Raw genomic sequence first — 26,534 nt, 5'->3', positions numbered from 1 at the left:
GCGCCCGGGGCCCGCCCCCGGGTTTGGGCGGGGGGGGGGCCCCCCGCGGCCGGGGCGCCGGCCGGCGGTCTTTTGTTTTGCCGGGGGGGGGGGGGGGGGGGGGGGGGGGCGCCCCCCCCCCCACCAAAAGGGGTGAACGGGCGTAACTTCTCACACTGCCACGCGTTGATGTGACCTAAGGTGCGGTCACCATCACGCTCCGCAGTTCCCTGCGGTCCGCCCTGCGGGCCGCGGATTCGGCCGGGTCCAGCACCGGGACGGCCGCCAACAGGCCCTTGGTGTACGGGTCCTGAGGCGCGTCGTAGACCTCGTCGACCGTGCCGGACTCCACGATCCGGCCGCCGCGCATCACCGCGACGCGGTCGCTCACCTGCCGTACCACGGCGAGGTCGTGGGCGATGAAGACCAGCGACAGGCCGAGGTCGCGGCGGAGTTCCGCGAGCAGCGCGACGACCTGCGCCTGCGTGGTGACGTCCAGCGCGGAGACCGGCTCGTCGCACACGATGAGCTTCGGCTCGGGCGCCAGGGCCCGTGCGATACCGACGCGTTGGCGCTGCCCGCCGCTGAACTCGTGCGGGTACCTGTGGTACCACTCCGGGTCGAGGCCGACCCGCTCCAGCAGTTCCTTCACCCGGCCGACGACGGCCTTGTCGCTCAGCTCGCCCGCCGCCCGCAGCGGGTCCGCGATGGACTCGCCGATGCTGCGGCGCGGGTTGAGCGAGGAGACCGGGTCCTGGAAGACCATTTGCAGGTCGCGCCGCAGCGGGCGCAGCGCCTTGTCCCCCAGCCCGCCGATCTCCCGGCCCCGGTAGCGGATCTCGCCCGCGCTCGGGTCGAGCAGCCGCACGAGCATCCGCCCGAGCGTCGTCTTGCCGCTGCCGCTCTCGCCCACGATGCCGAGCGTCTCCCCGGCCCTGACCTGGAGCGACACGTCGTCCACGGCCGTGAGCCGCTGCCGTCCCTTGCCGAACTCCCGCCGCAGCGCGACCGCTTCCAGCAGGGGCTCGGCGCCGGGCTCTTCGGCCGTGCCCGTACGCGCGCCGCGTCCGCGTGGTGTCGCCGCGCCCACGGGCGCGGGAGCCGCGCCCGGCTCCCCGCCGTCCGTCGGCCGCGGGTCGATCCGGGGCACCGCCGACAGCAGCGCCCGCGTGTAGGCGTGCGCCGGGGCGGCCAGCACCTCGGCGACCGGACCGCGTTCGACGGCGGCGCCGTCCCGCATGACGAGGATGTCGTCCACGCTCCCGGCGACGACGCCCAGGTCGTGGGTGACGAGCAGCAGCCCCATGCCGGTCTCGGCCCGCAGTTCGTGCAGCAGGTCGAGGATCTGGGCCTGGACGGTGACGTCAAGGGCCGTCGTGGGCTCGTCGGCGATGAGCAGGCGCGGCTCGCACGCCAACGCCATGGCGATCAGGGCGCGTTGGCGCATGCCGCCGCTGAACTCGTGCGGCCGGGAGCGGGACCGGCGGGCGGCGTCGGGGATGCCGACGCGGTCCAGGACCTCGACGGCGCGGGCCCGCGCCGCGGCGCGCGAGCCGCGGTGGTGCACCCGGTAGACCTCGGCGATCTGGTCGCCGATGGCGTAGTAGGGGTCGAGCGAGGACAGCGGGTCCTGGAAGACCATGGCGGCGACCCCGCCGCGCAGCTCGCGCAACTCGGCGTCGTCCGCGCCGAGTACGTCGGTCCCGGCGACCCGTACGGTCCCGGAGACCCGCGCGCCCGTACCGCGGTGCAGGCCGAGCAGGGCGTACGCGGTCGCGCTCTTGCCGGAGCCCGACTCGCCGACGAGCCCGAGCGCGCCGCCCGCGCCGAGCGTGAAGTCCAGCCCGTCGACGGCCCGTACGGCCCCGCCCTCGGTGGGGAATTCGATCCGCAGTCCCGCGACCTCCACCAACGGGGCTTCCAGGTCGGTGAGTTGCCCGGTCATGCCAGTACCACCCGTCGGTCGGCCACCGCGTACAGCACGTCGGCGACAGCGTTGGCCACGACGACGGCCAGGCCCATGACCAGCACGATCCCGACCACCACCGGCACGTCCTTGATCTGTACGGACTGCACGAGCTGCTGCCCGAGTCCGGGGATGTTGAACAGCGTCTCGGTGAGCAGCGCGCCGCCGAACATCGTGCCGAGGTCCAGCGCGGACAGCGCGATCACCGGGGTCAGCGCGCCCCGCAGCGCGTGCCGTACGACGATGGCCCGCTCGCTGACGCCGTAGGCGCGGAAGGTGCGGATGTGGTCCTCCGCCAGCGTCTCCAGCATCGAACTGCGGGTCAGCCGGGCGTACTTGGCGGCCTCCACCAGGGCGAGCGCGAGCCAGGCCAGCAGCAGATTCCACGCCCACTGCTGCGGGTCCTCGGTGAGCGGGACGTACGAGGGGTACGGCAGCCACTGGAGCCAGGAGCAGAAGAGCAGGAGCAGCAGGATGCCCGTGATGAACACCGGGGTCGCTGTGCCGACCAACGTGAAGCCGGTCAGGGCCCGTTCGGTGACGGTGCCGCGCCGCAGCGCGGACAGCAGGCCGGTGCCGACGCCGATGACCAGCCACAGCACCATCGCGCCGAAGGCGAGCGACGCGGTGGCGGGCAGCTTCTCGCCGACCATCGACGTGACGAGTTCGCCGGTGCGGTAAGACTGGCCGAGGCAGGGCGCCGGGCAGTGCAGCACATCGGTGCCGGTGCTGTAGTCGTGACCGGCGACGATGCCGCTGAGGAAGTGCCAGAACTGCACGTACACCGGGTCGTCGAGGCCCATCTGGCCGCGGATCTGCACGATCTGCGCGGTCGAGCACTTGGGGCCGCAGGCCAGCCGGGCCGCGTCGCCGGGCGCGAGGTAGAAGCACGCGTAGAGCACGGCGGCCAGGACGAGGAGGACGACGAGGGCCTGGAAGAGCCGCCGCCCGAGGAAGCGGATCACGCGCCGTCCACCGCCTCGGCGCCCGAGGCGCGGCCAGCCGTATCCGTCGCGGCCGTGTCCGAGGAAGCCGCGTCCGCCTTCGCCGACTTCCGTCCCGTCCCCACCCGCAGCCTGCTGGCGACCCGCGGGTCCAGGGCCGTCCGCACACCGTCCGCGAAGACGGTGAAGGCGAGCACGGTCACGAAGAGCAGCAGGGCGGGCAGCAGGACGTACGCGGAGTCGGCCTGGTACCAGGTCGAGGCGCTGGAGAGCATCTGCCCCCAGGAGGGGGTGGGCGGGGTGACGCCGATGCCGAGGAAGGACAGGCCCGCCTCGGAGACGATGTTGGAGGGCAGCAGGATCGCCGCGTAGGTGACGACGGGCGCGACGAGCGCGGGCAGCAGTTCGCGGCGCGCGGTCCGCCACCGGCTGGAGCCCGCGAGCCGTGAAGCGGCCACGTAGTCGAGGGACTTGAGGGTGAGCACCTGCGCGCGGACGATCTTCGCGATGCCGCCCCAGGCGAGCAGCCCGAGGACCAGCATCAGCAGCACGGGCCGCGGGAAGCCGTCGGGGACGACCGCGAGCAGCGCGATGGCGAAGATCAGCGCGGGCATGGTGACGAAGACGTCGGTGATCCGGCTGAGCACGCTGTCGAGGAACCGGTTGCCCAGGCCCGCGCCCAGGCCGAGGGCCACGCCGAGCGCGACCTGGAGGACGGTGGCGCCGAGGGCCACGACGAGCGAGATCCGCGAGCCGTAGACGAGCCGGGCGAACAGGTCGCGTCCGGTGCCGGGTTCGAGGCCGAGCCAGTGGCTGCCGGAGACCCCGCCGAAGGTGCCGACCGGTACGCCGCCGGCCGCGGAGTCGACCAGGTCGGCGTGGTAGGTGGTGGTGTCCTGCCCTTCGAGCGCGGCGAGCAGCGGGGCCGCCACCGCGACCAGGACGAACAGGACGATGACGGCGCCGCCGACGAGGGCCGCGCGCTGTCCGCGCAGCCGCCGCCAGATCTGCCGGGCCCCGGAGGGGGGCGCCGCGGTGGCGGCGCCCTCCCCCGCGGCCGAGACGGCCGAGAGTGCTTCGACGGTCACGGACTACTTCACCGCGGCCTGCGAGATGTCCAGCACACCGGTCCAGTCGCTGATCACGACGTTCTTGATGTTCTTGCCGAACAGCCGCTTGTAGACGGGGTGGAAGAGCGGCACGGTGAGCGCCTGCTCGCCGATCCTCTTGTCCAGCGCGCCCCAGCGGACGGCGGCGGCCTTGAGGTCGGTGATCTTGTTGATCTGGTCGATCTCGTTGTTCACGGCCGGGTCGTCGAGCTGCGCGTTGTTGAAGTTGGCGCCGTCCTTGACGATCTGGCGGCCGTCGAAGATCGGGCCGAGGAAGGGGCCGCCGGACGGCCAGTCCGCGCCCCAGCCGGTGAGGAAGAAGCCGGGCTCGGTCTTCAGGGTGTGGATCTTGTCGGAGAAGGCCGCGTGCTCCTGGCCGTCGAGCTTGACGGTGATCCCGGCCGCCTTGAGCGCCTCCTGGACGGCGGTGGCGACCTCGGGGCCCTGCTCGTCGCCCTTGGTGACGTCGTGGGTGAGCGAGACGGTCAGGCCGTTGGGGTAACCGGCCTCCTTCAGCAGCTCCTTGGCCTTGGCCGGGTCACCGGTCTTGCCCGCGGGGAACGGGTCGTAGGCGGTGTAGCCGAAGGACGCCTGCGCGGGCAGGAAGGTGGTGGCCGGGTCGTTGAGCGACGAGCCGCCCTGCGCGTTGATCACCGTGGTGCGGTTGATCGCGTACGCGATGGCCTGCCGGACCTTGATGTCGTCGAACGGCTTCACCTTCGGGTTGAAGGCGATGTAGTCGGTGTAGCCGAAGTGCCCGGTGCCGACCCGCTGGGCGAGGTTCTTGTCGCCGGTCACCTTGGCCAGCTCGGCCGGGCCGAGATTGGTGTCGGTGGTGACCGCGTCCGCGTCCTTGCCGACGCCCGCCGACAGACGCTGGTTGATCACGGCCTGGTCGAGGCCGGACTGCACGTCGATGGTGTCGGGGTACGCCTTGCGCTGGTCGTCGGTGGCGGCCGACCAGTTGGGGTTGCGCTTCAGCACCAGGTGCTCGCCGTTGTTCTCGTTGCTGACCACCTTGTACGGGCCGGAGGAGACCGGGTGCGCCGCGTATTTGGTGCCGGTGTCCTTGGCCTTGGGCACCGGCGCGAAGGAGGTCTGCGTGGCGAGCAGCGGGAATTCGCCCTCGGGCTTGTTCAGGTGGAAGACGATGGTCTTCGCGTCGGGCGTCTCGATCGAGGACAGGCCCTTGGGGTCCTTGTACGGGCCCTGGTAGTCGGCCGCGCCGACCAGCCAGTCCCGCAGGTAGGGCGCGCCGCCGGACAGCTCGGCGGCGAAGGACCGCTCGATGTCGTACTTGATGTCGGCGGTGGTGATGGGCGAGCCGTCCTCGTACTTCAGGCCGTCCTTGAGGTGGTACGTCCACACCGTGGCGTCCTCGCTGGGCTCGCCGGTGGTGGTCGCCAGGTCGGGGACGACCTTGGCGCCCGCGGCGCCGTCGGCGCGGTTGCGGGTGGTGAGCGTCCGGTAGACCAGCGACGGCACGTTGCCGCCGCCGGAGGTGTAGAGCCGGGCGGGGTCGAAGTTCTCCTGCGCCTGGTTGTTCAGGACGTACAGCGTGCCGCCCTTGCCCGGCTTGCCGTCGCCGCCCGCCTTGGCGTCGTCACCGTTCTTGGGGCCGCAGGCGACGGCCCCTCCGGCAAGGGCCAGACCGACGGCGATCACGCCTATGCGGCGGGATGTGGAGGACAGTTGACGCATCAGAGGAACCTTTCGCGGCAGCGAGGAAGGGCGCGCACAGCGGTGCGCGCGGAAAAGCGGAATCGGGTCGTGACGTGCGGGACCGAAGGGTCCGGCCGGAGCAGCCCGTGGCGGAGGAGACGCCGTCCTGGGACGGCGGCCGGGCCTCTACGCGGTGGGGCTGGATGCGGTCAGCGACAGTGAACGTCGGCGACGCAGTGCGCGGCCACGCCGATGAGCGCCAGCTCGATGCCGGCGCGTGCATACGGATGTGCGTGGTGGTGCTGCATGGACAGAAGCGTGCAGCGACGCGACACCAATTGTCAAAGCCAGATCAATACGATCTCAAACGATCACTTATGGATTGCACCGCTGAGCGGGTCCGCGCCTACGGGATGCGGACGGCTCCGCCTACGGGTACGGCCACGCGTTCGGCTTGCAGGTGGGGCCGCCGTCGAGCGACAGGAATTTGGTCTGCTGCATCATCACCGGGGCCGGGGCGCCCTCCTTGGGACAGCCGACGTGGCTGTGCCCGAGACGGTGCCCGACCTCGTGGTTGATCAGCATCTGCCGGTACTCGTGCACCCGCGCGGCGCCGAATGTACTGGCGCCCTGCGCCCATCGGTAGGCGTTGATCATCGTGCGCGGAGTTGACGCGGAGTCACATGACACGTTCTCAACTGTCGTGTCCAGACCGGACTTCGCGCACCACTTCGCGGTGGTGCCGGGACTGGCGAGCGTAATGACGATGTCCGCGGGGCCGGTTGAGACCCGCTCGAAGGACATCTGTCCGCCGTGACCCCAACTCCGGCTGTCGTTCAGGGTCTTGAAGACGGTGTCGCTGAAGAGCTGCGCGTTCAGCGGCAGCCCGCGCTCGACGTCCACCCGGAAGCGCATGACCTTGCCCCTGCCCGGCGCGGCCTGGTGGCCGCCGACCGTGCTGAAGGCGCCGGACAGCCTCAGGTCCGGGTCCAGCGGGTACAGCTTGGCCATCAGCTCGTCGTACGTGGCGGCGGCGGGCGTCGCCGCCGGGGCCCCCGCGGGCGCGCTCGCGGCGCCGGGCGCGCGGTCCTGCGAGCGCGACGCCTCGTCGGCCGCCGAGCGCGTCGCGGTGTCCTTGCCGCTGTCCTCGCTGTGCCGTTTCTCACTTCCGCCGACCTGTCCCGCGACCACCACGGCGAGCACCGTGACGACGGCCGCGGCGGCGATCCCGCTGAGCGTGCGCCCCTTGCCGCCGGACTTGGTGTCCACGGACGTGCCCCCGTCCGCCTCCGGCTCCGGGTCCGGCTCGGGCGCGGCGGCCGGGCCGCCGGGCGGCGGGTCCGCGGGCCCTTCCGGCTCCTGCGGTCCGAAGGCGTCGAGGAATTCCTGCCGCGGGCGCGGGATCAGCCGGCCCGGCGCCTGCATCTGGCCGGGGCCGGGCGCCTGCGCGTGCCGGGCGTACGGGCCCTGCCCCTGGCCGAGCGCGGGTCCCGCGGGCGGGGAGCTCAGCGCGGACGCGGTGTCGTACGCCTCCCAGTCCTCCGCCCACTCGTCGACGAGGTCGAAGGGCAGCTCGCGGGTGCGCGGCGGCCCGGAGTAGCGGCCGGTGTCGGCCGCCCAGTCGTCGGCCGGGCCCCACGCGGTGTGCTCGCGGTGCTCGGGGTGGGCGGGCGCCGGACCGCCGTGGTCCTGCGGCCGGTACTGCGGGAAGCTGCCCGTGTCGTGGCCGGACAGCGGTCCTGGACCGCGGCGGCGGCGCCCGCTGCCGGGGACGCCGGGCCGCAGGGGTCCTGGGACGCCCGGCATTCCGGGCGCGCCCGGAATGCCGTTGTCACGGCCGTCCTGGCCGTCCCGCGCGCTGTGCTTACCCACGTCGCCCACCCACGTCCTCGATCAGCTCCCGGTCGCCTCGGCGCCGGCGGGCCCCGCGTCCGTACGGCCCCGGCCGTCGTCCTCGGCTTCCGCGACCTCGTCCTGGAGATCGCGGAAGCCCCGGGCCACCAGCTCGGGGTGCTCCATCATCGCCACATGGCCGCCGTCGGGGATGACCAGCAGCCGGGAATCGCGGAAAGCCCTGGCCGCCCGGCGGGCGACCTTGACCGAGACGAGCTTGTCCCGGCCTCCGTACACGAGCAGCGTAGGGGCGAGGACGCGCTCCGCCTGCCGCCACAGCGAATGCTGGCCACCGAGCGTGTACGCGTCCACGATCCCACGGGTGGAACGCACCATGACGTCCCAGAAATACGGCAGTTCGATCCGCCGCTGGTATTCGGCGACCGCGTCGGCGCGGGCCTGCTCGCCGGCCACCCCCGGGTCGCCGTAACAGAGCGCCAGCAGCTCCTGGGTCCTGCGCTCGGCCGGCCAGTTCCTCGTCGCGCGCAGATACAGCGCGGGGACGCCGGGCACCGAGAGCAGCCCGGTGGGCCAGGCGGTGCGCTGCGGCGGCAGCTCGGGGAGCGCGGGCGAGACCAGGGTGAGGGTGCGGACCAGGTCCGGCCGGGCGGCGGCGACCTTGACGGCCACCGCGCCGCCCAGCGAATTCCCGAAGAGGTGGACCGGGCCGCGCCGCTCGGCCTCCAGCAGCCGGACCACCGCCCGCGCGTGCCCCGGAATCGAGTAGTCGCCGTCGTCGGGCGGCGGGGAATGGCCGAATCCCGGCAGGTCCAGCGCCTGTCCCGCGACCCGGTCGGCCAGCGCGGCCATCAGCGCCGACCAGTTCTGCGAGGAGCCGCCGAGGCCGTGCACGAAGAGCGCGGGCGCCGTCCCCGGCCCGTCCGTACCGCGCGATCTGACCACCAGGGTGAGGCCGGGCAGGCTCGCCGTGTGCACCGATTCCCCCGGGGCGAGCCGCGGCCCGGGCGGGAGTACGACCGCCGGTTCTGCGGCCGTCTGGGGAACGTCGGTCGAGGGCATGGATGAATGTTACGAGACGATCACGCGTACGACCGCGTGTTCGCGGTCACAAGAACCTCCGCAAGGGCCGGAAGCCGCCACGCGCTCCGAGGGGCGCGCGCCGCACACCGCGGCCGGGAAGCCGCCATGCACGCGCCTGCCCGGCCGCCTAGGCTCAAGGGTGAGGCAAGAGAAGGAGGGGCCATGTCCGAGAACACCGGGAACGGTAGCGGGGACATCGAACGCTTCGAGCGTGAGGCCGACGAATTCGACGCCGCCCAGATCGCCCGCGACACCGATCTGGATCTGGAAGCGCCGGAGGCCGACACCGCGGAACAGCACGCGGAACTGCTCCAGCAGCACGACGAACCGATCATCGCGCGCCCCTCCCACCAGGTGGAAGAGGCGGATCCGGCCGACGCGGCGGAGCAGCGCAGGGTCGTCGCGCCGGACGAGGACGACTACCGCTGACGGTCGCCGCTCACCGACGGATTCCGCAGGCGCTCTCGCGCGGAGGTTCCAGGTAGTGAGAATGTGCGACCGCACGGCGCACAGGGTCGTTACTGAAAAGTACGATGGCCATCGCAGTGTTCTATCGTTCCTCACTTCAGATTTGGGAGGCGGCGTGACAGCCATCGAGCAAGCTCAGGCGAGGCCGCGCGGCACACGCCTGCCCCGCCGGGCCCGACGTGAACAATTGCTGGGCGCGGCCCAGGAAGTCTTCGTGGCGCAGGGTTACCACTCGGCCGCGATGGACGACATCGCCGAGCGGGCCGGCGTGAGCAAGCCCGTGCTCTACCAGCACTTCCCCGGCAAGCTGGAGCTCTACCTCGCGCTGCTCGACCAGCACTGCGAGTCCCTGCTGCACTCGGTGCGGACCGCGCTGGCGTCCACCACGGACAACAAGAAGCGCGTCGAGGCCACCATGGACGCGTACTTCGCGTACGTCGAGGACGAGGGCGGCGCCTTCCGGCTGGTCTTCGAGTCCGACCTGACCAACGAGCCCGCGGTCCGCGAGCGCGTCGACAAGGTCTCGCTCCAGTGCGCCGAGGCGATCAGCGAGGTCATCGCGGAGGACACCGGGCTCTCCCGCGACCAGTCGATGCTGCTGGCCGTCGGCCTCGGCGGTGTCTCCCAGGTCGTCGCCCGCTACTGGCTGGCGAGCAAGAGCACCGTGCCGCGCGACACCGCGGTGGACCTGCTGACCTCCCTGGCCTGGCGCGGTATCGCCGGATTCCCGCTGCACGGCGCGGAGGGCCACCACTGAGGCGGTGCCCCGCCGCCCGTCCGCGTCGCCCCGGGCCTGTTCGCTCACGGCGTTGCCGAGGTACGGATTTCCACCGGCCGCTCCGGGCTAGTCTTTGCTGCGTACGGCGCGAAACCAACCGCGCACACCGCCAGACCATCGGAGGTATCCAAGCCGTGGAGGTCAAGATCGGCGTGCAGCACGCGCCGCGCGAGATCAACATCGAGAGCGCGCAGTCCGTCGCGGAGGTCGAGCAGGCCGTCGCCGACGCGCTGTCCGGCGCCTCGAAGCTGCTGAGTCTGACGGATGAGCACGGCCGCAAGGTCCTGATCCCCGCCGACCGGCTCGCGTACGTGGAGATCGGCGAGCCGTCCGCCCGCAAGGTCGGTTTCGGCGCTTCGCTCTGAACGTCCGGCCCTGAAAGGGGCCGAAAGGGCGGCAACCGGTGCAACCGGTTGCCGCCCTTCGTTTTGTCCCGGCCTCCACAGGGGTAGGACCAGAGCGCACCGGTCCGTACCAGCCGTACCACCGGAAAGGGATCACGATGCTCTGGGAAGCCGTCGCCTACGTCGCCCTCGGGCTCGGCGCCGCCTACGCCGCCGCCCGCCTCTTCCCGCTCCGGCTCCCGTTGAGTCCGCTGCTGCTGGCCACAGGACCGATCGCCGCGCTGCTCGGCGGCCTCGTCACCCGCACGATCGTCGGCCCCGGCCACCCGGAGGCGACGCTGCCCGCCGCGCTGGCGGTGGGGGCGGCCATGCTGAGCGTCCTGGCCCGCCCGCCGAAGCGTGGCCGCCACGCCAAAGTGACCGCGTCGAGCGTCTGACGCGGCCACCGGCGTCCTCAGGAGTCGTGACGGGACCGGCCGTGACGGGGCGGAGAGTTTCGCGGTGAGGCGTTACGCGGCCAGGCCCAGCGCGGCCATCCGCTTGGTGTGCGCCTCGGTGATCCGCGAGAACATCCGTCCGACCTCCGCGAGGTCGAAGCCGTCGGCGACCCCGCCGACGAGCATGGTGGACAGCGCGTCGCGGTCGGCGACCACCCGCTGCGCCTGCGACAGGGCCTCGCCCATCAGCCGCCGCGCCCACAGCGCGAGCCGCCCGCCGACGCGCGGCTCGGCGGCGATGGCCGCGCGCACCTTCTCCACGGCGAAGGTCGCGTGCCCGGTGTCGTCCAGCACCGCGAGCACCAGCGTGCGCGTATCGGTGTCGAGCCGGGCGGCGACCTCGCGGTAGAAGTCGGAGGCGATGGAGTCGCCGACGTACGCCTTGACGAGCCCTTCGAGCCAGTCCGAGGGCGCGGTCTGCCGGTGGAATTCGTCGAGCGCGGCGCCGAAGGGCTGCATCGCCTTGTTCGCCGACTCGCCGATCTCGGTGAGCCGGTCGCGCAGCCGCTCGAAGTGGTGGAATTCGGCGGCGGCCATCGCGGCCAGCTCCGCCTTGTCCTCCAGGGTCGGCGCGAGTTTCGCGTCGTCCGCGAGCCGTTCGAAAGCGGCCAGCTCGCCGTACGCCAGGGCCCCGAGCAGATCGACGACGGCGGCCCGGTACTGCGGGTCCGCGGACGCGGCGGTCCAGTCCTGGGCGGCGATTCCGGTGGCGGGCGTGGTGTTCTCGTCAGGCGTCTCCATGCTGGGCACAATAGCCAAGTCGGAGCGGCCCGTACGCACCCGTGCGGTGATCTTCGCGGGGCCGGTGACAGGCCGATGACGTGCCGGTGCCGTCCCGAACGAAACATTTGATCGGGTGCAGCTACGTGTTTCCGGGGTAGAGTGGTATTGCACCCGCCGAAAATCGGCTTGCTTCCGATCCTCGGCGGGCGACGTATGCAACACCTGGATGCCCGGTCGGTGGCCCGATCGGCTCCGACACCGACCGCCCTCCTGACATCGGGAGGGGCCCACTCGCGACACGAGCGAGGGCAGCGGTCCCGCGCTGCACAGCCGCCCACGGCTGTACGACACCTCTGCGCGGTCAGTGACCGGCGTCGTCTTTTCCGCGACACGGCCGCTCGACCCCCCTCGCCGCACAGTGCCGCGTCTCACAGAAGAGGCAAGCATCCTGTCCACCACCACGACTTTCCGCAGTCTCGGCATCCTGGCCGAGACCGCCGAGGCCCTTGAGGCCGTCGGCATCGTCACCCCCTTCCCGATCCAGGAGATGACGCTCCCGGTCGCCCTCGCGGGCAACGACGTCATCGGCCAGGCCAAGACCGGCACGGGCAAGACCCTCGGTTTCGGTCTGCCGCTGCTGGAGCGCGTCACCGTGACCGCCGACGTCGAGGCCGGGCGCGCCACCGCCGACCGGCTCACCGACGCCCCGCAGGCCCTGGTCGTCGTCCCCACCCGCGAGCTGTGCCAGCAGGTCACCAACGACCTGCTGACGGCCGGCAAGGTCCGCAACGTACGCGTGCTCGCGATCTACGGCGGCCGGGCGTACGAGCCGCAGGTCGACGCGCTCAAGAAGGGCGTCGACGTGATCGTCGGCACCCCGGGCCGCCTGCTGGACCTCGCGGGCCAGAAGAAGCTCGATCTCAAGCACATCCGTTCGCTCGTCCTGGACGAGGCCGACGAGATGCTCGACCTGGGCTTCCTGCCCGACGTCGAGAAGATCATGGGCATGCTGCCGGTCAAGCGGCAGACGATGCTGTTCTCCGCGACCATGCCCGGCGCCGTGATCAACCTCGCCCGCCGCTACATGTCGCAGCCCACCCACATCCGCGCCACCGCGCCGGACGACGAGGGCGCGACCGTCGCGAACACCACGCAGCACGTCTTCCGCGCCCACTCGCTGGACAAGGTCGAGCTGGTCTCGCGCATCCTCCAGGCCGAGGGCCGCGGTCTCGCGATGATCTTCTGCCGTACGAAGCGGACCGCCGCCGACGTCGCCGAGCAGTTGGAGAAGCGCGGTTTCGCCTCCGGCGCGGTCCACGGCGACCTCGGCCAGGGCGCGCGCGAGCAGGCGCTGCGGGCGTTCCGCAACGGCAAGGTCGACGTGCTGGTCTGCACCGACGTGGCCGCGCGCGGTATCGACGTCGAGGGCGTCACGCACGTCATCAACTACCAGACGCCCGAGGACGAGAAGACCTACCTCCACCGCATCGGCCGCACCGGCCGCGCGGGCGCCTCGGGTATCGCGATCACGCTGGTCGACTGGGACGACATCCCGCGCTGGCAGCTCATCAACAAGGCGCTGGTGCTGTCCTTCAACGACCCGGAGGAGACGTACTCGACGTCTCCGCACCTCTACGAGCTGCTGGGCATCCCGGTCGGCACGAAGGGGATACTGCCTCGGGCGGACCGGACGCGTGCCGGTCTCGACGCCGAGGTCGTCGAGGACCTGGGCGAGACCGGTGGCCGCGGCGCCCGCGGCAACGGCCGTCGGCCGGCCGGCGGCAAGCCCGCCGCCGCGCCCGTCGAGGACCGCCCGGCCCGTACGCGCACCCCGCGCCAGCGCCGCCGCACCCGCGGTGGCGAGGCCGCGTCCGGTGCGGCCCCCACGTCGGCCGTCGGCGCCGAGGCCGTGGAGTCCGCCGTCGCGGTCTCCCAGCCCGGTACGGACGAGGTGGCCGCGCCCCGCACCCCGCGCCGCCGTCGCCGTACGCGCGGCGCCGCTCCCGAGGCGGTCGCCGTGGAGACGGTGACGGCTGTCGAGCCGGTCCCCGCCGCTCCGGTCGCCGAGGAAGCCCCCAAGGCACCGCGCCGCCGCCTGCGCAAGGCCGCCGCTGAGCCGGTCGGTGCGCAGACTCCGGCCGCCGCCGCGGTGACCCCGGTGGTCGAGGAGGAAGCGCCCAAGGCCGCCCGCCGCCCGGCCCGCCGCTCGATCCTCAACGGCGAGCCCGAAGAGACCGCCGCCCCGGTCGCGGACGAGGCGCCCAAGACGCCGCGCCGCCGCACCCGCAAGGCGGTCGCCGAGGCGCCCGCCGCGGTGACCCCGGTGGTCGAGGAGGAAGCGCCCAAGGCCGCCCGCCGCCCGGCCCGCCGCTCGATCCTCAACGGCGAGCCCGAGGAGACCGCCGCCCCGGTCACCCCGGTCGCGGACGAGGCGCCCAAGACACCGCGCCGCCGCACCCGCAAGGCCGCGACGGCCGTCACCGCCGAGGTGCCCGCACCCGCGGTCGCGCCGGAGGCGGAGAGCACCGCGGACGCGCCGAAGCCGGTGCGCAAGCGGGCGCCCCGCAAGACCGCCGCCGCCGCTGCCGCGGCGGTCGAGGTCGCCGAGGTACCGGCTCCCGCCACCGCGGGGGACGAGGCGCCGAAGACCCCGCGCCGCCGTACCCGCAAGGCGGTCGCCGCGACGGCCGCGGACGAGGGCTGACCTCGGCCGTCTCCGCCGCCGCACCCGTACGGACGAACGCCCCCGGTCCCTCGGCCGGGGGCGTTCGCGTGCCGGGGACACCGGGATCGGGCGGAGGCAACCTGTCGGACATATGCACCGCGTAATCTCGGTTCATGAGCCGACCCACTGCCCTGGATCTGCCGGAGAACGTGTCCGCCCATCGGCTGGAGACGGCCCGCGGATCCTTCGCCGTACTCGACGCCTCCCCCGCCGCCGACGCCCCGCCGCGCGGCACCGCGCTGCTCGTGCCCGGCTTCACCGGCAGCAAGGAGGACTTCCTCCCGCTGCTCACCCCCCTGTCGGCGGCCGGTTTCCGGGTGGTGGCGGTGGACGGCCGCGGCCAGTACGAGTCGGGCGGCCCGCGTGAGGAGAGCGCCTACGCGCAGGGCGAGTTGGCGGCCGACGTGGTCGCGCAGACGGCGGCGCTCGCGGCGGCCGGCGGGGGCGGCCCCGTGCATCTGCTGGGCCACTCGCTGGGCGGTCTCGTCGTACGGGCGGCGGTGATCGACCAAGGTCCCGGCGCGTGGGCGTCGTTGACGCTGATGAGCACGGGTCCGGGTGCGATCTCCGAGGAACAACAGACCCGCACCCAGTTGTTGATCGATGTGCTGCCGGTGATGGATCTGGAGGCCGTCTGGCAGGCGATGCGGTCGATGGACGCGGAGAACGGCGAGCAGCCGGACACCCCGCCCGCCGTCGAGGCGTTTCTGCACCGCCGCTGGGTGACCACGCTGCCAGAGCAACTCGCTGTCACCGCACGGCAGTTGATGGACGAGCCGGACCGGGTGGACGAGCTGGCAGCGGCCGGGCCGCTGCCGAAGCTGGTGATCTCGGGCGAGGTCGACCATGTGTGGCCGCCGTCGTGGATGGACGCGATGGCGACTCGGCTGGGCGCCGAGCGCGCGGTGATCAAGGGCGCGGAGCACTCGCCGAACACCGAGCGTCCCGCCGAGACGGCGGCGGCGCTGATCGCCTTCTGGACCGGCGGCGCGGGGGCCGACGGCACAAGCCTTACCGGTGAGTAATTAGATCGAGAAAGTGTTTCTTTAGTCTAGGGAATGTTTTCGAGGGGGTGTTGGTTGACTACACATGTAACGAGCGACGAAGGGAGAAGCCCCATGCGCTTCGAGATCATGCGACTCGACGACCGAAACGGCAATGCCGTGGACAGCACCGTCGTGGACGCCTCCGCCGTCAACAAGATCGTGCAGCAGGCCGCTGCCATAGGCCAGCGCATCTACATCCGCCCCGCGGACTGACGACACCACAGGGCCTGGCCCACCGCATCGGCGCCCCGTACATGAAGACGTACGGGGCGCTTTCGCGTGTCCGGGGGCCCGGCGGGGGCCACGGGGGGCCGCGGCGGGGCCGCAGGAGGGCTCAGCCCTCGCCGTGGATGAAGCCGAAGATGCCGTTGGCGACCTGCTGGACGGCGATGGCCGACAGCAGCATGCCCGACAGCCGGGTCACCAGCACCACACCGCCCTCCTTGATCAGCCGGATGATCGCCAGCGAGTACCGCATCGTCAGCCACAGCACGGCGTGCATCGCGATGATCGCCACCCACACCGACATCTGCTGACCGAACCCGTCCGCGTGCTGCACCGCCAGGATCACGGTCACGATCGCGCCGGGGCCCGCCAGCAGCGGCATCCCCAGCGGCACCAGCGCGACGTTCACGTCCTTCGTCTGCGTCGGCTCGTCCGCCTTCCCGGTCAGCAGATCCAGCGCGATCAGCAGAAGCAGCAGCCCGCCCGCCACGCGCAGCGCGGGCACCGACACATGCAGATAGTCGAGGATCTGCTGCCCGCAGATCCCGAACACCGTGATCACCCCGAGCGCCACCAGCGCCGCCTGCCACGCCATCCGGCGCTGCACCTTCGTGGCGCGCCCCGAGGTCAGCGCGAGAAAAATGGGCGTGATACCGGGCGGATCCATGATCACGAAGAGCGTGACGAATACCGACCCGAAGAGGGTGACGTCGAACATGGGGCGACTTTCTGGTGAGGGGTGCGGGTCGGGCTGCGCCCGGCAGACGGCGTGTGGGGGACGGGCCCACCGGGCCGCGGCCACGGGGAGGCCGTCAGCCGACGTCACCTCCGCACGGGTGGCTGGGGGCGGGAAAACGCACCGCGCCGCGGGCGCGGAAGGGGGCCCCGGGGGCTCCCCGGAGCGAGGAGCGGGGTCACGTAGCGGCGCTAGACGGCGCTGATGGGCACCGCGCCCGTCGCCCGCCGGGCGATCTCGCGGTAGACCTCCGGGTCGGTGACGCAGTCGCCGAGACGGCAGGTCTTGCGACTGCCGTGATAGTCGCTCGACCCGGTGGCGAGCAGCCCCGTCTCGGCCGCGAAGGCCCGCAGCCGGGCCCGGGTCGGGGCGTCGTGGTCCACGTGGTCGACCTCGATGCCGTCGAGCCCGGCCGACGCCAGTTCCGCTATCGCCGACTCCGGTACGGTCTCGCCGCGCTTGTGCGCGCCGGGGTGCGCGAAGACGGTGACGCCGCCCGCGCCCTTGACCAGCCGTACCGCGTCGAAGGGGTCCAGCTCGTGCTTGGGTACGTAGGCCCGCCCGGCGTTCGTCAGCCAGTCGTCCGTGAAGGCGTCGGAGACGGTGGGGACCACGCCGAGCTCCACCATCGCGGTCGCGATGTGGGGGCGGCCGACGGAGCCGTCCCCGGCGATGGCGGCCACCCGCTCCCAGGTCACGGGCACGCCCAGCTCCTGGAGCTTCGCCACCATGGCCCGCGCCCTGGGCACCCGGTCGTCCCGTACCAGCTCCCGCTCCCGGTGCAGCTCCGGCTCCTCCGGGTCGAACAGGTACGCCAGCATGTGCATGCTGATCCCGTCGATCCGACAGGACAGCTCCGCGCCGGTGACCAGCGTCAACGGCACCGTCAGCTCGCGCAGCGCCGCCGTCGCCTCCGCGTATCCGCCCACCGTGTCGTGGTCCGTCAGCGCCACGACGTCCAGACCGGCCCCCGCCGCGTTCCGCACCAGCTCGGCGGGCGCGTCGGTGCCGTCACTCGCGGTGGAGTGAGCGTGCAAATCAATCCGCACCGGGGCGCTCCGCTGGGCAGTAGTGTCTTCTCGGCCAGCCGCCAGCATAAGCCTTCCCCCCACCCCACCCGCCGCTGCTCCGCCACCCCGCAACCCCCCGCCCCTGACGTGGCGCACGTCTTTCGCCCAGGCTGCGGGAGGGCCTGGTTTTTAGGGGCGCGGGGAACTGCGCCACCAGCCACGACGCTCCCGCAGGTCACCACCCGCCCCAGCGGGGCAATCCGGTTGTCCCCGGACCACCGGCCGGTGGGGGGTCGCCGCGCCCCGGGGGGGGACCGACTTGCGCAAGGCGGGGGTACGGGTGGGGGTGGCCCCCCGGGAGGGGCTAGGCGAGGAGGCGGGGGGAGAGGGCGCCGCAGGGGAGCATGTCGACCTCGGCCCCGGCGTCGCGGAGGTCGGTGAGGACGAGCTCGTCGTACATGAGGAGCCCGGTCTGCTCGGGCCAGACGATGGCCCAGAGCCAGAGCCCGCGGGCCTCGCCGGCGAAGACGACACGGTCGTCGGGAGCGCCGTTGACGTGCCAGAGCGGCGTCGGCCGCCCGGCGGCGAGCACCTTGGCGTGCGGAGGCTTGTCGACGCACATGCCGGGCCCCGGATCGGGCCCGGGAATCCCGGCGTGACGGGCGCCGAGCCCGACGCCCAACTCCTCGGCGATGAGCATGAGTTCACCGGGTCCGCCGAGCGGCCCGGGTCCCGAGCAGGCCACGGCGGTGGCCCGCCCGCCGCTGCGGTCGTCACCCGCGGCGGCGACACCGGAGAAGAGCCAGCCGACCGGCAGGGGCCACGGCATCCAGACGGGCACCTGGGCGCGGTGCACCACGACGCCGAGCGCCTCGACGCTCGGGGGCACGACGGGTTGCAGCGGATACACGGTCCCGTGCTCGTCGCACTGCCAGGAGTCGGCGAAGAGGCCGGGCGCTCGCACCCTGCCACCGCACTTCGGGCAACTGGGTTCGCCCCTCATAACGACCAACGGTCCTCCGGGTCCGTGCCCCCGTCAAGGACGATCACCCAGGTGGTTCAGCGACACCACGCGCCTGGCGGAGCGCGGGACGCGGCCGCGACCGGCGGCCCGGATCAGCCGAGGGCCACGGCCCCGCGCAGCGGATCGCGCAGGTCCGTGCCGTGCGAGAGCCAGCGTTCCTGGAGGGCGGCGGCGCCGTGCACCCGCTTCCAGGCGGCCTCGGTGTGGGTCATCGGCAGCAGCGGCAGGAAGCGGACGGGGTCGGGCGCCGGGTCGAGGGCGTCGAGCACCAGATCCTCGACCAGGCCCCCGCCCTCGGCGACGAGCACGGCGGAGAAGGGCGCGCCCGGCCAGAGCGGCTCGCCGACGTCCAGCGAGTTGCCGGGGGCGACGACGACCCCTTCGACCTGCGGAGAGGCGCCGAGTACGGCGAGCGGCCGCAGCACCTTGTCGGTTTCGGCCACACCGGCGCGTACCGACAGCAGCAGTTCGGCGCGCGGGCCGCGTACGGGATCGGCGATGGTGGCGAGAGGCTCGTTCATGGGCTGCGCCGACATCCCGAGGGTGGCGTATCGCAGCAGGTCACCGTCGCGGTAGCGGAGTACTTCGATGCGGTCGACGCCGAGGAACGTCACGGCGGCGCGCGCGTCCGGCGCGCCGAAGGCGGAGCGCAGTCGCGCCTCGACCAGCGTCAGGAGATCACCCATGCGGCGAGCATAGATCGCGTATGGAACCGGCCAAGCGCGGTCGAGCGGGCACGCGGACGCGCTAAGGTGGGGTGTTCATATACGACATCCCCCAGCGGGGCATGGCCGGAGGAGGTGGGGACTGCAGTGGATCCGAGTCGACCGTGCAGTACCGGCAGCTCTTCCGAACGCCGTCCCGTGATGTGAGCCTGCGCGCTACTTACCCGGCCCTTGTGCCGTGAAACGCGTGACCTCACGATCCTCACGATCTGCCCGCGGAGCGAATCCGCGTCGGAAGAGCGCCCTGAACTGCCTGGTGATCAGCCAGTACTGATCCCGTCCTGATCAGCATTCAGTGCGGCGTGATGCCGTCGGCCAGTCCGTGAAGGAGCTTGCCATGTCGATGATCCGTGATCTGCGCGCTGTCGTACGCCCCGCGCTGCGCAAGAGCACCGCGTCCTACGACTACGGGCCGACTCACGACGTCTCCGCCGCCGGCAGCGCGGTGGTGGACTGCGCGGTCTACCGCGACGGCGTGCGGTGCAGCGACACCGTCGGTCTCAGCGAGGCGCTGGCGAGCGTGCGGGCCGGGCGCAGCGGCGAGCAGTGCGACGGGCGCGACGGCTTCGTGTGGATCGGTCTGCACGAGCCGACCGAGCAGGAATTCGCCGGTATCGCCCAGGAGTTCGGCCTGCACCCGCTGGCGGTCGAGGACGCGGTCCACGCCCACCAGCGGCCGAAGCTGGAGCGGTACGACGACTCGCTGTTCACGGTCTTCAAGACGATCCGCTACGTCGAGCACGCCGAGCTGACCGCCACCAGCGAGGTGGTGGAGAGCGGCGAGGTGATGGTCTTCACCGGCCGGTATTTCGTGATCACCGTGCGGCACGGCAGCCACGGTTCGCTGCGCTCGCTGCGGCACCGCCTCGAGGACGACCCCGAGCTGCTGGCCAAGGGCCCGTCCGCGGTGCTGCACGCCATCGCCGACCAGGTCGTGGACGACTACCTGGCCGTCACCGAGGCCGTGCAGGACGACATCGACGAGGTCGAGATCGACGTCTTCTCGGCCGAGAACGGCAAGCCGTCGCGCGGCGGCGACGCGGGCCGGATCTACCAGCTCAAGCGCGAGGTGCTGGAGTTCAAGCGCGCGGTGGCGCCGCTGCTGCGGCCGATGCAGGTGCTCGGCGAGCGGCCGATGCGGCTGATCGACCCGGAGATCCAGAAGTACTTCCGCGACGTCGCCGACCACGTGGCCCGCGTCCACGAGCAGGTCATGGGCTTCGACGACCTGCTCAACTCGATCCTCCAGGCCAACCTCGCGCAGGCCACCGTCGTGCAGAACGAGGACATGCGCAAGATCACCGCCTGGGCGGCGATCCTGGCCGTCCCGACGATGATCACCGGCGTGTACGGGATGAACTTCGACACGATGCCGGAGCTGCGCTGGAAGTTCGGCTATCCGACCGTGCTGATCGGCATCGTGGCGATCTGTTACGTGATCCACCGCGGCTTCCGGCGCAACGGCTGGCTCTGACCCCGGCTCCGGCTCTGACCCCGGCTCCGACGCGGGTGCGCGCGGCGCTCAGGCGGTCTTCCTGCGGTCGGCGAGGATCACCAGGGCCAGGCCCACGAGGATCACGCAGAGCGCCGGGTAGGCGGACCAGGCCGGGATCTGGCCCAGCCACAGCGCGGCGATCAGCGCCGCGCCCGGCGTCTCCAGCAGGATCGCGGTGGAGGTGGTGGACGGGCCGAGGCCGCGTACCACCCGGTTGAGCAGCGAGTGCCCGAGCAGTTGCGCGACGACGGTGAGGGCGGCGATCTTCAGCCACGTACGGCCGTCGTAGCCGCCGAGCGCGGAACCGGAGACCAGGCAGGTGACCAGCAGGACCGCGGCGGTGGTCGCGTAGCAGACGTAGGTGTACGCGGTCGTGCTCGCGGTCCTGCGCACCTCGGAGCCGAGCAGGACGTATCCGGCGGCGGCGATGCCGCCGCCGAGGGCCAGGGCGTCGCCCGCGAGGGCCCGGGTGTCGGTGGACAGGTCGATGCCGGTGAGGATGACGACGCCCGCCACGGCGAGCGCGGTGCCCACCCACACCAGCCGGGGCGGCCGGTGGCCGCGTATCCGCAGGATGATCGTGGTCCAGATCGGCGTGGTGGTGCACAGGGCGGTCGAGGTGGCCACCGACGTCATCGACAGGCTCGGCAGCCACAGCCCGAAGTGCAGCGCGAGCACGACACCGGCGAGCACCGAGAGCGTCAGCGCCCTGCGGCCCATCCGCCGCAGTTCGGCGCGGCCCCGCCACAGCGCGAACGGGCTGAGGACGCCGACCGCCATCGCGTTCCGCCAGAAGGCGATGGCGAGCGCGGGCGCGGCCGTCGAGGCGATCAGCGGGGCCGACATCGAGACGCTGGCGATGGCCACGGTGAGCAGCGTGAAGTCCAGCGTCCGCGCGGCGGCGGGCTCGGCGCCCGGCCCTCCCGCGGCGGCGGGCCCCGTACCGGTGTCCGGCAGCGGAAGCGCGGCGGCGGGCTCGGCGGTCACGGGACTCCTCAGGCGGACGCGGTGCGGTGACAGGGACGGCCGAGGGTCGGACACCGGAGCGTCCGACACCGGGGGCGGACACGGTGCCGCGCCCGTCGGCAGCCACCAGCGTAAGGCCCATGGCGGGTCCACGTACCTGTCGGTCCGTACCGTGATACCGGCCGGGGTCCGCCGCCTGTGGCCAGCGCCTAAAGTGGCGGCATGACGACCGCTGTGAGCGCAGAGCAGACCGCCCTCGTCGAGGAGGCCACCAAGAAGTCGGGCCTGGTGTGGGTGGACGGCCAGGCGCTGTGGCACGCGTGGGTGGACGGCGCGATGTGCGTGGTCGGCGGCGGGCCCGTCGAGCAGCCGCTGCCGCCGGGGCTCGCCGACGGCGGGCGCGCCACGGTCGTCGTCCGCAGCAAGGACAAGGGCGGGCGGCTGGTGGCCTGGACGGCCCTGGTCGCCCTGCTGCCGCCGAGCGGCGAGGCGTGGGAGGCGGCCGTGGCGGAGCTGAAGGGCAAGCGGCTCAACTCCGTCGACGCCGAGACGGTCACCGAGCGCTGGGCCCGCGACTGCCGGGTCTTCCGGCTGGCGCCCGAGGGCGCTCCCGTCGAGCACCCCGGCGCGATGCCGGACGCCTCCGGCGCGGCGGTCCCGGTCGCGACCCCGGCCACGACCCGGCATCCGGTCCCGGCCGGTCTGCCGAAGCTGCTGGCCCGCCGCCGCAAGGCGTAGCGCGCCGGGCCCGGCTACTTCGTCGTCACCGATTTGCCGTAGTCGACCACCGAGGACTTGTTCGGCGCCGCGAGCGTGAAGTCCTCGCCCCAGTCGGAGAGGGTGAGCGTCCCCGCGTTGCCCGCGCGCTGGTAGCGCAGCGGGTAGGGCGTGCCCTTGAGGGAGACGTCCAGCGAGCCGCCCTTGGTGCCGTTGAGGGCGACGGTCCTGGTGTCGCCGACCTTGCGGTGGTCGCCGAGCTTGAGGTCGCCGTCGAGCACGAAGAGGTCGGCGAGCAGCACCTTCTTGTCGGTGAAGCCGCTGAACTGCTTGTACGCGGGGTCGTCGGTGGGCACCTTGACGTATTTGTCGTCGAGCTTCTGGGCGGCGGCCTTGCCGTTCTTGTCGGCGCCCGCGTCGCCGTAGAAGTCGGCGCCCGCCTTGAGGTAGAGGTCGGCGCCGACCCGCAGGAGCTGGAAGGTCGTGCCCTTGGTGGTGACCTCGCCGACGCCGCCGTTGTCCCGCAGCCGCATGTCGAGCCGGAAGCTCTGCCCCTTGCTGATCACCGTGCCCGCCAGGCGTACGGTCGGCGCGGTCTCGGCGGCGGTCTTCGCCTTCTGCTCGACGGTCGCCGGCGGCAGCTTGGCGACGCCGTTGGTGCCCGCGTCGGGGTCGCCGCCGAAGCCGAGGCATCCGGTGAGTACGGTCGCCGCGCACAGTGTTCCGAGAGCGGCGGCTGCGGTCCGGCGGCCGGGATACACGTGTTCTCGTCCTCCTGCGGAGACGGCGGGGGGCACCCCGGACGGGTCCGGGGAGGCGTCCAGAAGCTACCGCACGGTACCCCCGGCGAGCACCCCGTGGGGCGGGCAAGATCGGCTGGGAGTAGCCTGGCGACGGATGACGAGTGGACCGGAGCAGCCCTCCGTGGACCGGTAGGAGGCCCCCCGATGGCCGCAGGCAGCCCGCGGGTCTTCGTCTCCCATCTTTCGGGCGTCGCGGTCTTCGATCCGAACGGCGACCAGGTGGGCCGGGTCCGTGACGTCGTGGTGATGCTGCGGGTCGGCGGACGGCCGCCGCGGGTGCTCGGCCTGGTGGTCGAGGTGGTCAGCCGCCGCCGGATCTTCCTGCCCATGACGCGGGTCACCGGGGTCGAGTCCGGCCAGGTGATCACCACCGGGGTGCTGAACATGCGCCGCTTCGAGCAGCGGCCGACCGAGACGCTGGTGCTGGGCGAGCTGCTGGACCGCCGGGTGCGCCTGGTCGCCGAGGACCCGGGGCAGGACGCGGGGCAGGACGCCGGAGGGGACGGCGGGCAGGGCGCGGCGGACGCGGGCGCGGGCGAGTCCGGCGCGGAGGTCACCGTCCTCGACGTCTCCATGACCCAGCTCCCGGCCCGCCGCGACTGGGAGATCGACAAGGTCTTCGTCCGCCGCGGCAGGCCCGGGGCCCTGCGCCGCAAGGGAGCCACCCTCACCGTCGACTGGTCGGCGGTCACCGGCTTCCGGCTGGCCGAGGACGGCCAGGGCGCGGAGAACCTGGTGGCGACCTTCGAACAGCTCCGCCCGGCCGACCTGGCGAACGTCCTGCACCACCTGTCGCCCAAGCGGCGCGGCGAGGTGGCCGCGGCGCTCGACGACGACCGGCTGGCGGACGTCCTGGAGGAGCTGCCCGACGACGACCAGGTGGAGATCCTCAGCAAGCTCAAGGAGGAGCGCGCCGCGGACGTCCTGGAGGCGATGGACCCGGACGACGCCGCCGACCTGCTGGCCGAACTGCCCGCGGACGAGCAGGAACGACTCCTCACGCTGATGCAGCCGCAGGACGCGGCGGGCGTACGGCGGCTGCTGTCGTACGAGGAGCGGACCGCGGGCGGGCTGATGACTACCGAGCCGATCGTGCTGCGCCCTGACGCCACGGTCGCCGACGCGCTCGCCCGGATCCGCAACCCCGACCTGTCCCCCGCGCTGGCCGCGCAGGTCTACGTGTGCCGGCCGCCGGACGAGACGCCGACCGGCAAGTACCTGGGTCTGGTGCACTTCCAGCGGCTGCTGCGCGACCCGCCGTTCACGCTGCTCGCCTCGATCGTGGACACCGACCTCCAGCCGCTGACGCCCGACACCCCGCTGCCCGCGGTGACCAGCTATCTGGCGACGTACAACATGATCTCGGCGCCCGTGGTGAACGCGACCGGGGGGCTGCTGGGCGCGGTCACGGTGGACGACGTGCTGGACCACCTGCTGCCCGAGGACTGGCGCGAGACGGATCTGCACGGCGCGGTCGGGCCGCACGGGCACCACATGACGGACGACGGCACGGACGACGCGGCGGACGACGACGCGCGGGGCGGCATGACGGGGGTGGGCGACGATGGCGGCCGATGACCGCGACCGGGAGCGCTTCCGGCACCCGCCCGGCGCGACCGCCACCTCGCGCCCCCGCGTGCGGCTCGACCAGCCGCGCGCCCCGCGCCGCAGCCTGCTGCCGACGTACGACCCGGAGGCGTTCGGCAAGCTCTCCGAGCGCGTGGCCCGCTTCCTGGGCACCGGACGGTTCATCGTCTGGATGACGGTCCTCATCATCCTGTGGGTGCTGTGGAACATCTTCGCGCCGCCGTCGATCCGCTTCGACAACTACCCGTTCATCTTCCTGACCCTGATGCTGTCCCTCCAGGCGTCGTACGCGGCCCCGCTGATCCTGCTCGCGCAGAACCGGCAGGACGACCGGGACCGGGTCAACCTCGAACAGGACCGCAAGCAGGGCGAGCGGAGCATCGCCGACACCGAGTACCTGACCCGCGAGGTCGCGGCGCTGCGGATGAACCTCGGCGAGGTCGCCACCCGCGACTGGATCCGCTCCGAACTCCAGGACCTGCTCAAGGAGATCGAGGACCGGCAGGCCGGGGGCGGCCACGGCACGAGCCCCGGCGGCAGGCCCAGCGGCGGCAGGACCCACACCAAACGCGGCCCCGAGGCCAGGCGCGGCACGGACGGCGGGCACGGCTCCGGGACGGGCCCCGACTCCGGCCCCGGCTCGGACCCCGGCTCCGACGACGAGGGCAGTGACGAAGGCGACGGCCGGGGGCGCTGAACGGCGCTCGGCCACCGCCGTACCATCGACGTATGGCTACCGACACCGCAGTCTCCACGCCGACCGAAGACGCCGTGCGCGCCGCGCTCGCGACGGTGAACGACCCGGAGATCCACAAACCGATCACCGACCTCGGCATGGTCAAGTCCGTGGACATCGGCGCCGACGGCTCGGTCGCCGTCACCGTCTATCTCACGGTGTCCGGCTGCCCGATGCGCGACACCATCACCAACGCCGTCACGGCGGCGGTCGAGGGCGTCGCCGGGGTCACCTCGGTACAGGTCACGCTCGACGTGATGAGCGACGAGCAGCGCCGCGGCCTGGCGTCGTCGCTGCGCGGCGGGCAGGCGGAGCGCGAGATCCCGTTCGCCCAGCCGGGCTCGCTGACCCGCGTCTACGCCGTCGCGTCCGGCAAGGGCGGTGTCGGCAAGTCCTCGGTGACGGTCAACCTGGCGGCGGCGATGGCGGCCGACGGGCTGAAGGTCGGCGTGGTGGACGCGGACATCTACGGGCACAGCGTGCCGCGCATGCTCGGCGCGGACGGCCGGCCCACCCAGGTCGAGAACATGATCATGCCGCCGTCGGCGCACGGCGTGAAGGTCATCTCGATCGGCATGTTCACCCCCGGCAACGAGCCGGTGGTGTGGCGCGGGCCGATGCTGCACCGCGCGCTCCAGCAGTTCCTGGCGGACGTGTACTGGGGCGACCTCGACGTGCTGCTGCTCGACCTGCCGCCCGGCACCGGTGACATCGCCATCTCCGTCGCGCAGCTCGTGCCGAACGCGGAGATCCTGGTCGTCACGACCCCGCAGCAGGCGGCGGCCGAGGTCGCCGAGCGCGCCGGGTCGATCGCCGTGCAGACCCACCAGAAGATCGTCGGCGTGGTGGAGAACATGGCGGGCATGCCGTGCCCGCACTGCGACGAGGTCATCGACGTCTTCGGCTCGGGCGGCGGCGAGCGGGTCGCCGAGGGGCTGACCCGGATGACCGGCGCGACCGTGCCCGTCCTCGGGCAGATCCCCATCGACGTGCGGCTCCGCGAGGGCGGCGACGACGGGCGTCCGGTGGCGCTCAGCCACCCCGAGTCCCCCGCGGGCGCTGCCCTGCGGTCCATCGCGGGCAAGCTGGGCGGCCGTCAGCGCGGCCTGGCGGGGATGTCCCTGGGGATCACCCCGCGCAACAAGTTCTGAGCGCTCGGCGGCCGGGCGGGCGGCCCGGCCGCCGAGCGTACGGGACGGCGGGGGGGGGGGGGGGGGGGGTGGGGCCCCCCCCCCCCCCCCCGGGGGGGCCGCGGGGGGGGGGGGGGCGCCCCCGGGGGGGGGGCCGACCCGGAAAGGGGGCGCGGGCGGTGCACCGCCCCCGCCAGGCCCGAGC

Annotated in this window: 26 protein-coding genes; 12 read left to right on the top strand and 14 right to left on the bottom strand. The window is 72.7% G+C overall.

Going from position 1 to position 26,534, the window contains the following annotated elements; genetic code table 11:
* Positions 1 to 175: 175 nt before the first annotated feature.
* From ACIO6U_RS36070 to ACIO6U_RS36040, 7 genes are all read right to left on the bottom strand, one after another.
* Complete coding sequence (locus ACIO6U_RS36070) at positions 176 to 1,924, bottom strand: dipeptide ABC transporter ATP-binding protein (protein ID WP_401725677.1); 1,749 nt, start codon at positions 1,922 to 1,924, stop codon at positions 176 to 178.
* Positions 1,921 to 2,910 (bottom strand): ABC transporter permease, encoded by a 990-nt coding sequence (locus tag ACIO6U_RS36065; RefSeq protein WP_355348635.1) that lies wholly within the window; start codon positions 2,908 to 2,910, stop codon positions 1,921 to 1,923. The genes ACIO6U_RS36070 and ACIO6U_RS36065 overlap by 4 nt, the downstream gene beginning before the upstream one ends.
* Positions 2,907 to 3,977: an ABC transporter permease gene (locus ACIO6U_RS36060; RefSeq protein ID WP_401725674.1), complete on the bottom strand. Its 1,071-nt coding sequence runs from the start codon at positions 3,975 to 3,977 to the stop codon at positions 2,907 to 2,909. Before ACIO6U_RS36060 ends, ACIO6U_RS36065 begins: the two co-directional genes overlap by 4 nt.
* A 3-nt stretch (positions 3,978 to 3,980) precedes the next feature.
* Entirely contained in the window at positions 3,981 to 5,699 is a 1,719-nt protein-coding gene (locus ACIO6U_RS36055; RefSeq protein ID WP_391052843.1) for an ABC transporter substrate-binding protein, read from the bottom strand.
* A 170-nt stretch (positions 5,700 to 5,869) separates the two neighbouring features.
* Positions 5,870 to 5,968: an Ms4533A family Cys-rich leader peptide gene (locus ACIO6U_RS36050; RefSeq protein ID WP_355348626.1), complete on the bottom strand. Its 99-nt coding sequence runs from the start codon at positions 5,966 to 5,968 to the stop codon at positions 5,870 to 5,872.
* Positions 5,969 to 6,089: 121 nt separating this feature from the next.
* On the bottom strand, positions 6,090 to 7,532 hold the full coding sequence (locus ACIO6U_RS36045) for a DUF3152 domain-containing protein (protein ID WP_401725671.1): 1,443 nt from the start codon (positions 7,530 to 7,532) through the stop codon (positions 6,090 to 6,092).
* Between the two features lie 21 nt (positions 7,533 to 7,553).
* A complete protein-coding gene (locus ACIO6U_RS36040; RefSeq protein ID WP_401725668.1) occupies positions 7,554 to 8,573 on the bottom strand; it encodes an alpha/beta fold hydrolase in 1,020 nt (339 codons plus the stop codon).
* A 183-nt stretch (positions 8,574 to 8,756) separates the two neighbouring features.
* Here ACIO6U_RS36040 and ACIO6U_RS36035 point away from each other — a divergent pair, with 183 nt between their 5' ends.
* The 4 genes from ACIO6U_RS36035 to ACIO6U_RS36020 all read left to right on the top strand — a co-directional run bounded on the left by ACIO6U_RS36035 (position 8,757) and on the right by ACIO6U_RS36020 (position 10,621).
* Positions 8,757 to 9,023, top strand: coding sequence for a hypothetical protein (locus ACIO6U_RS36035; RefSeq protein ID WP_355348617.1), 267 nt, complete (start codon positions 8,757 to 8,759; stop codon positions 9,021 to 9,023).
* Positions 9,024 to 9,177: 154 nt separating this feature from the next.
* Positions 9,178 to 9,819, top strand: coding sequence for a TetR/AcrR family transcriptional regulator (locus ACIO6U_RS36030; protein WP_355348614.1), 642 nt, complete (start codon positions 9,178 to 9,180; stop codon positions 9,817 to 9,819).
* A 155-nt stretch (positions 9,820 to 9,974) separates the two neighbouring features.
* Positions 9,975 to 10,205, top strand: coding sequence for a DUF3107 domain-containing protein (locus tag ACIO6U_RS36025; protein ID WP_188281577.1), 231 nt, complete (start codon positions 9,975 to 9,977; stop codon positions 10,203 to 10,205).
* Between the two features lie 137 nt (positions 10,206 to 10,342).
* On the top strand, positions 10,343 to 10,621 hold the full coding sequence (locus tag ACIO6U_RS36020; protein WP_355348609.1) for a hypothetical protein: 279 nt from the start codon (positions 10,343 to 10,345) through the stop codon (positions 10,619 to 10,621).
* A 72-nt stretch (positions 10,622 to 10,693) separates the two neighbouring features.
* Here the strand turns inward: ACIO6U_RS36020 and ACIO6U_RS36015 are convergent, their stop codons facing one another.
* A complete protein-coding gene (locus ACIO6U_RS36015) occupies positions 10,694 to 11,422 on the bottom strand; it encodes a ferritin-like fold-containing protein (protein WP_355348606.1) in 729 nt (242 codons plus the stop codon).
* A 529-nt stretch (positions 11,423 to 11,951) separates the two neighbouring features.
* Between ACIO6U_RS36015 and ACIO6U_RS36010 the strand changes: the two genes are divergently transcribed.
* The 3 genes from ACIO6U_RS36010 (at position 11,952) to ACIO6U_RS36000 (ending at position 15,388) form a co-directional block, all read left to right on the top strand.
* Complete coding sequence (locus ACIO6U_RS36010; RefSeq protein ID WP_401725680.1) at positions 11,952 to 14,108, top strand: DEAD/DEAH box helicase; 2,157 nt, start codon at positions 11,952 to 11,954, stop codon at positions 14,106 to 14,108.
* Positions 14,109 to 14,242: 134 nt separating this feature from the next.
* Positions 14,243 to 15,154: an alpha/beta fold hydrolase gene (locus ACIO6U_RS36005; RefSeq protein WP_401725663.1), complete on the top strand. Its 912-nt coding sequence runs from the start codon at positions 14,243 to 14,245 to the stop codon at positions 15,152 to 15,154.
* Between the two features lie 93 nt (positions 15,155 to 15,247).
* Positions 15,248 to 15,388 (top strand): hypothetical protein, encoded by a 141-nt coding sequence (locus ACIO6U_RS36000; protein WP_355348600.1) that lies wholly within the window; start codon positions 15,248 to 15,250, stop codon positions 15,386 to 15,388.
* 121 nt (positions 15,389 to 15,509) lie between these two features.
* Here ACIO6U_RS36000 and ACIO6U_RS35995 read toward each other — a convergent pair whose 3' ends face one another.
* The 4 genes from ACIO6U_RS35995 to ACIO6U_RS35980 all read right to left on the bottom strand — a co-directional run bounded on the left by ACIO6U_RS35995 (position 15,510) and on the right by ACIO6U_RS35980 (position 18,856).
* Entirely contained in the window at positions 15,510 to 16,118 is a 609-nt protein-coding gene (locus tag ACIO6U_RS35995) for a MarC family protein (RefSeq protein WP_188284666.1), read from the bottom strand.
* Between the two features lie 209 nt (positions 16,119 to 16,327).
* Positions 16,328 to 17,185 (bottom strand): PHP domain-containing protein, encoded by an 858-nt coding sequence (locus ACIO6U_RS35990; RefSeq protein ID WP_401725659.1) that lies wholly within the window; start codon positions 17,183 to 17,185, stop codon positions 16,328 to 16,330.
* Positions 17,186 to 17,510: 325 nt separating this feature from the next.
* Positions 17,511 to 18,149 (bottom strand): DUF6758 family protein, encoded by a 639-nt coding sequence (locus tag ACIO6U_RS35985; RefSeq protein WP_355348593.1) that lies wholly within the window; start codon positions 18,147 to 18,149, stop codon positions 17,511 to 17,513.
* 113 nt (positions 18,150 to 18,262) lie between these two features.
* Entirely contained in the window at positions 18,263 to 18,856 is a 594-nt protein-coding gene (locus ACIO6U_RS35980) for a suppressor of fused domain protein (RefSeq protein WP_401725656.1), read from the bottom strand.
* Positions 18,857 to 19,232: 376 nt separating this feature from the next.
* Here ACIO6U_RS35980 and ACIO6U_RS35975 point away from each other — a divergent pair, with 376 nt between their 5' ends.
* The gene (locus ACIO6U_RS35975; protein WP_355348587.1) at positions 19,233 to 20,369 is read left to right on the top strand and encodes a magnesium and cobalt transport protein CorA; all 1,137 of its coding nucleotides are present in this window, start codon (positions 19,233 to 19,235) and stop codon (positions 20,367 to 20,369) included.
* A gap of 48 nt (positions 20,370 to 20,417) precedes the next feature.
* On the opposite strand, the gene ACIO6U_RS35970 is transcribed toward ACIO6U_RS35975, so the two are convergent.
* Positions 20,418 to 21,377: a DMT family transporter gene (locus ACIO6U_RS35970; protein ID WP_401725653.1), complete on the bottom strand. Its 960-nt coding sequence runs from the start codon at positions 21,375 to 21,377 to the stop codon at positions 20,418 to 20,420.
* A gap of 201 nt (positions 21,378 to 21,578) precedes the next feature.
* Between ACIO6U_RS35970 and ACIO6U_RS35965 the strand changes: the two genes are divergently transcribed.
* Positions 21,579 to 22,094 (top strand): hypothetical protein, encoded by a 516-nt coding sequence (locus ACIO6U_RS35965; RefSeq protein WP_401725650.1) that lies wholly within the window; start codon positions 21,579 to 21,581, stop codon positions 22,092 to 22,094.
* 14 nt (positions 22,095 to 22,108) lie between these two features.
* On the opposite strand, the gene ACIO6U_RS35960 is transcribed toward ACIO6U_RS35965, so the two are convergent.
* Positions 22,109 to 22,834 carry a hypothetical protein gene (locus tag ACIO6U_RS35960; RefSeq protein ID WP_355348581.1) on the bottom strand — a complete coding sequence of 242 codons (726 nt, stop codon included), beginning with the start codon at positions 22,832 to 22,834 and terminating at the stop codon, positions 22,109 to 22,111.
* Between the two features lie 186 nt (positions 22,835 to 23,020).
* On the opposite strand from ACIO6U_RS35960, the gene ACIO6U_RS35955 reads away from it, so the two are divergent.
* Genes ACIO6U_RS35955 through ACIO6U_RS35945 form a run of 3 tightly spaced genes read left to right on the top strand, consistent with a single transcriptional unit; the run spans position 23,021 to position 26,350 of the window.
* Positions 23,021 to 24,454, top strand: a complete 1,434-nt coding sequence (locus tag ACIO6U_RS35955; protein WP_391161645.1) for a magnesium transporter MgtE N-terminal domain-containing protein — start codon at positions 23,021 to 23,023, stop codon at positions 24,452 to 24,454.
* The gene (locus tag ACIO6U_RS35950) at positions 24,441 to 25,160 is read left to right on the top strand and encodes a DUF1003 domain-containing protein (RefSeq protein WP_401725646.1); all 720 of its coding nucleotides are present in this window, start codon (positions 24,441 to 24,443) and stop codon (positions 25,158 to 25,160) included. The genes ACIO6U_RS35955 and ACIO6U_RS35950 overlap by 14 nt, the downstream gene beginning before the upstream one ends.
* A 32-nt stretch (positions 25,161 to 25,192) precedes the next feature.
* Complete coding sequence (locus ACIO6U_RS35945; RefSeq protein ID WP_355348575.1) at positions 25,193 to 26,350, top strand: Mrp/NBP35 family ATP-binding protein; 1,158 nt, start codon at positions 25,193 to 25,195, stop codon at positions 26,348 to 26,350.
* Positions 26,351 to 26,534 lie beyond the last annotated feature (184 nt).

Origin of the sequence: Streptomyces sp. NPDC087422, from assembly GCF_044744145.1 — a bacterium.
GTDB lineage: Bacteria > Actinomycetota > Actinomycetes > Streptomycetales > Streptomycetaceae > Actinacidiphila.
Note: the sequence above shows the minus strand (reverse complement) of the source record. Positions and strands in the feature narration are given on the sequence as shown.

What these genes read in the sequence shown, in the direction of transcription:
- ACIO6U_RS36070 (WP_401725677.1), bottom strand. Translation starts at nt 1,924, where the DNA reads ATGACCGGGCAACTCACCGACCTGGAAGCCCCGTTGGTGGAGGTCGCG.
- ACIO6U_RS36055 (WP_391052843.1), bottom strand. Translation starts at nt 5,699, where the DNA reads ATGCGTCAACTGTCCTCCACATCCCGCCGCATAGGCGTGATCGCCGTC.
- ACIO6U_RS36050 (WP_355348626.1), bottom strand. Translation starts at nt 5,968, where the DNA reads ATGCAGCACCACCACGCACATCCGTATGCACGCGCCGGCATCGAGCTG.
- ACIO6U_RS36040 (WP_401725668.1), bottom strand. Translation starts at nt 8,573, where the DNA reads ATGCCCTCGACCGACGTTCCCCAGACGGCCGCAGAACCGGCGGTCGTA.
- ACIO6U_RS36035 (WP_355348617.1), top strand. Translation starts at nt 8,757, where the DNA reads ATGTCCGAGAACACCGGGAACGGTAGCGGGGACATCGAACGCTTCGAG.
- ACIO6U_RS36020 (WP_355348609.1), top strand. Translation starts at nt 10,343, where the DNA reads ATGCTCTGGGAAGCCGTCGCCTACGTCGCCCTCGGGCTCGGCGCCGCC.
- ACIO6U_RS36015 (WP_355348606.1), bottom strand. Translation starts at nt 11,422, where the DNA reads ATGGAGACGCCTGACGAGAACACCACGCCCGCCACCGGAATCGCCGCC.
- ACIO6U_RS36010 (WP_401725680.1), top strand. Translation starts at nt 11,952, where the DNA reads ATGACGCTCCCGGTCGCCCTCGCGGGCAACGACGTCATCGGCCAGGCC.
- ACIO6U_RS36005 (WP_401725663.1), top strand. Translation starts at nt 14,243, where the DNA reads ATGAGCCGACCCACTGCCCTGGATCTGCCGGAGAACGTGTCCGCCCAT.
- ACIO6U_RS36000 (WP_355348600.1), top strand. Translation starts at nt 15,248, where the DNA reads ATGCGCTTCGAGATCATGCGACTCGACGACCGAAACGGCAATGCCGTG.
- ACIO6U_RS35995 (WP_188284666.1), bottom strand. Translation starts at nt 16,118, where the DNA reads ATGTTCGACGTCACCCTCTTCGGGTCGGTATTCGTCACGCTCTTCGTG.
- ACIO6U_RS35985 (WP_355348593.1), bottom strand. Translation starts at nt 18,149, where the DNA reads ATGAGGGGCGAACCCAGTTGCCCGAAGTGCGGTGGCAGGGTGCGAGCG.
- ACIO6U_RS35980 (WP_401725656.1), bottom strand. Translation starts at nt 18,856, where the DNA reads ATGGGTGATCTCCTGACGCTGGTCGAGGCGCGACTGCGCTCCGCCTTC.
- ACIO6U_RS35975 (WP_355348587.1), top strand. Translation starts at nt 19,233, where the DNA reads ATGTCGATGATCCGTGATCTGCGCGCTGTCGTACGCCCCGCGCTGCGC.
- ACIO6U_RS35965 (WP_401725650.1), top strand. Translation starts at nt 21,579, where the DNA reads ATGACGACCGCTGTGAGCGCAGAGCAGACCGCCCTCGTCGAGGAGGCC.
- ACIO6U_RS35955 (WP_391161645.1), top strand. Translation starts at nt 23,021, where the DNA reads ATGGCCGCAGGCAGCCCGCGGGTCTTCGTCTCCCATCTTTCGGGCGTC.
- ACIO6U_RS35950 (WP_401725646.1), top strand. Translation starts at nt 24,441, where the DNA reads ATGGCGGCCGATGACCGCGACCGGGAGCGCTTCCGGCACCCGCCCGGC.
- ACIO6U_RS35945 (WP_355348575.1), top strand. Translation starts at nt 25,193, where the DNA reads ATGGCTACCGACACCGCAGTCTCCACGCCGACCGAAGACGCCGTGCGC.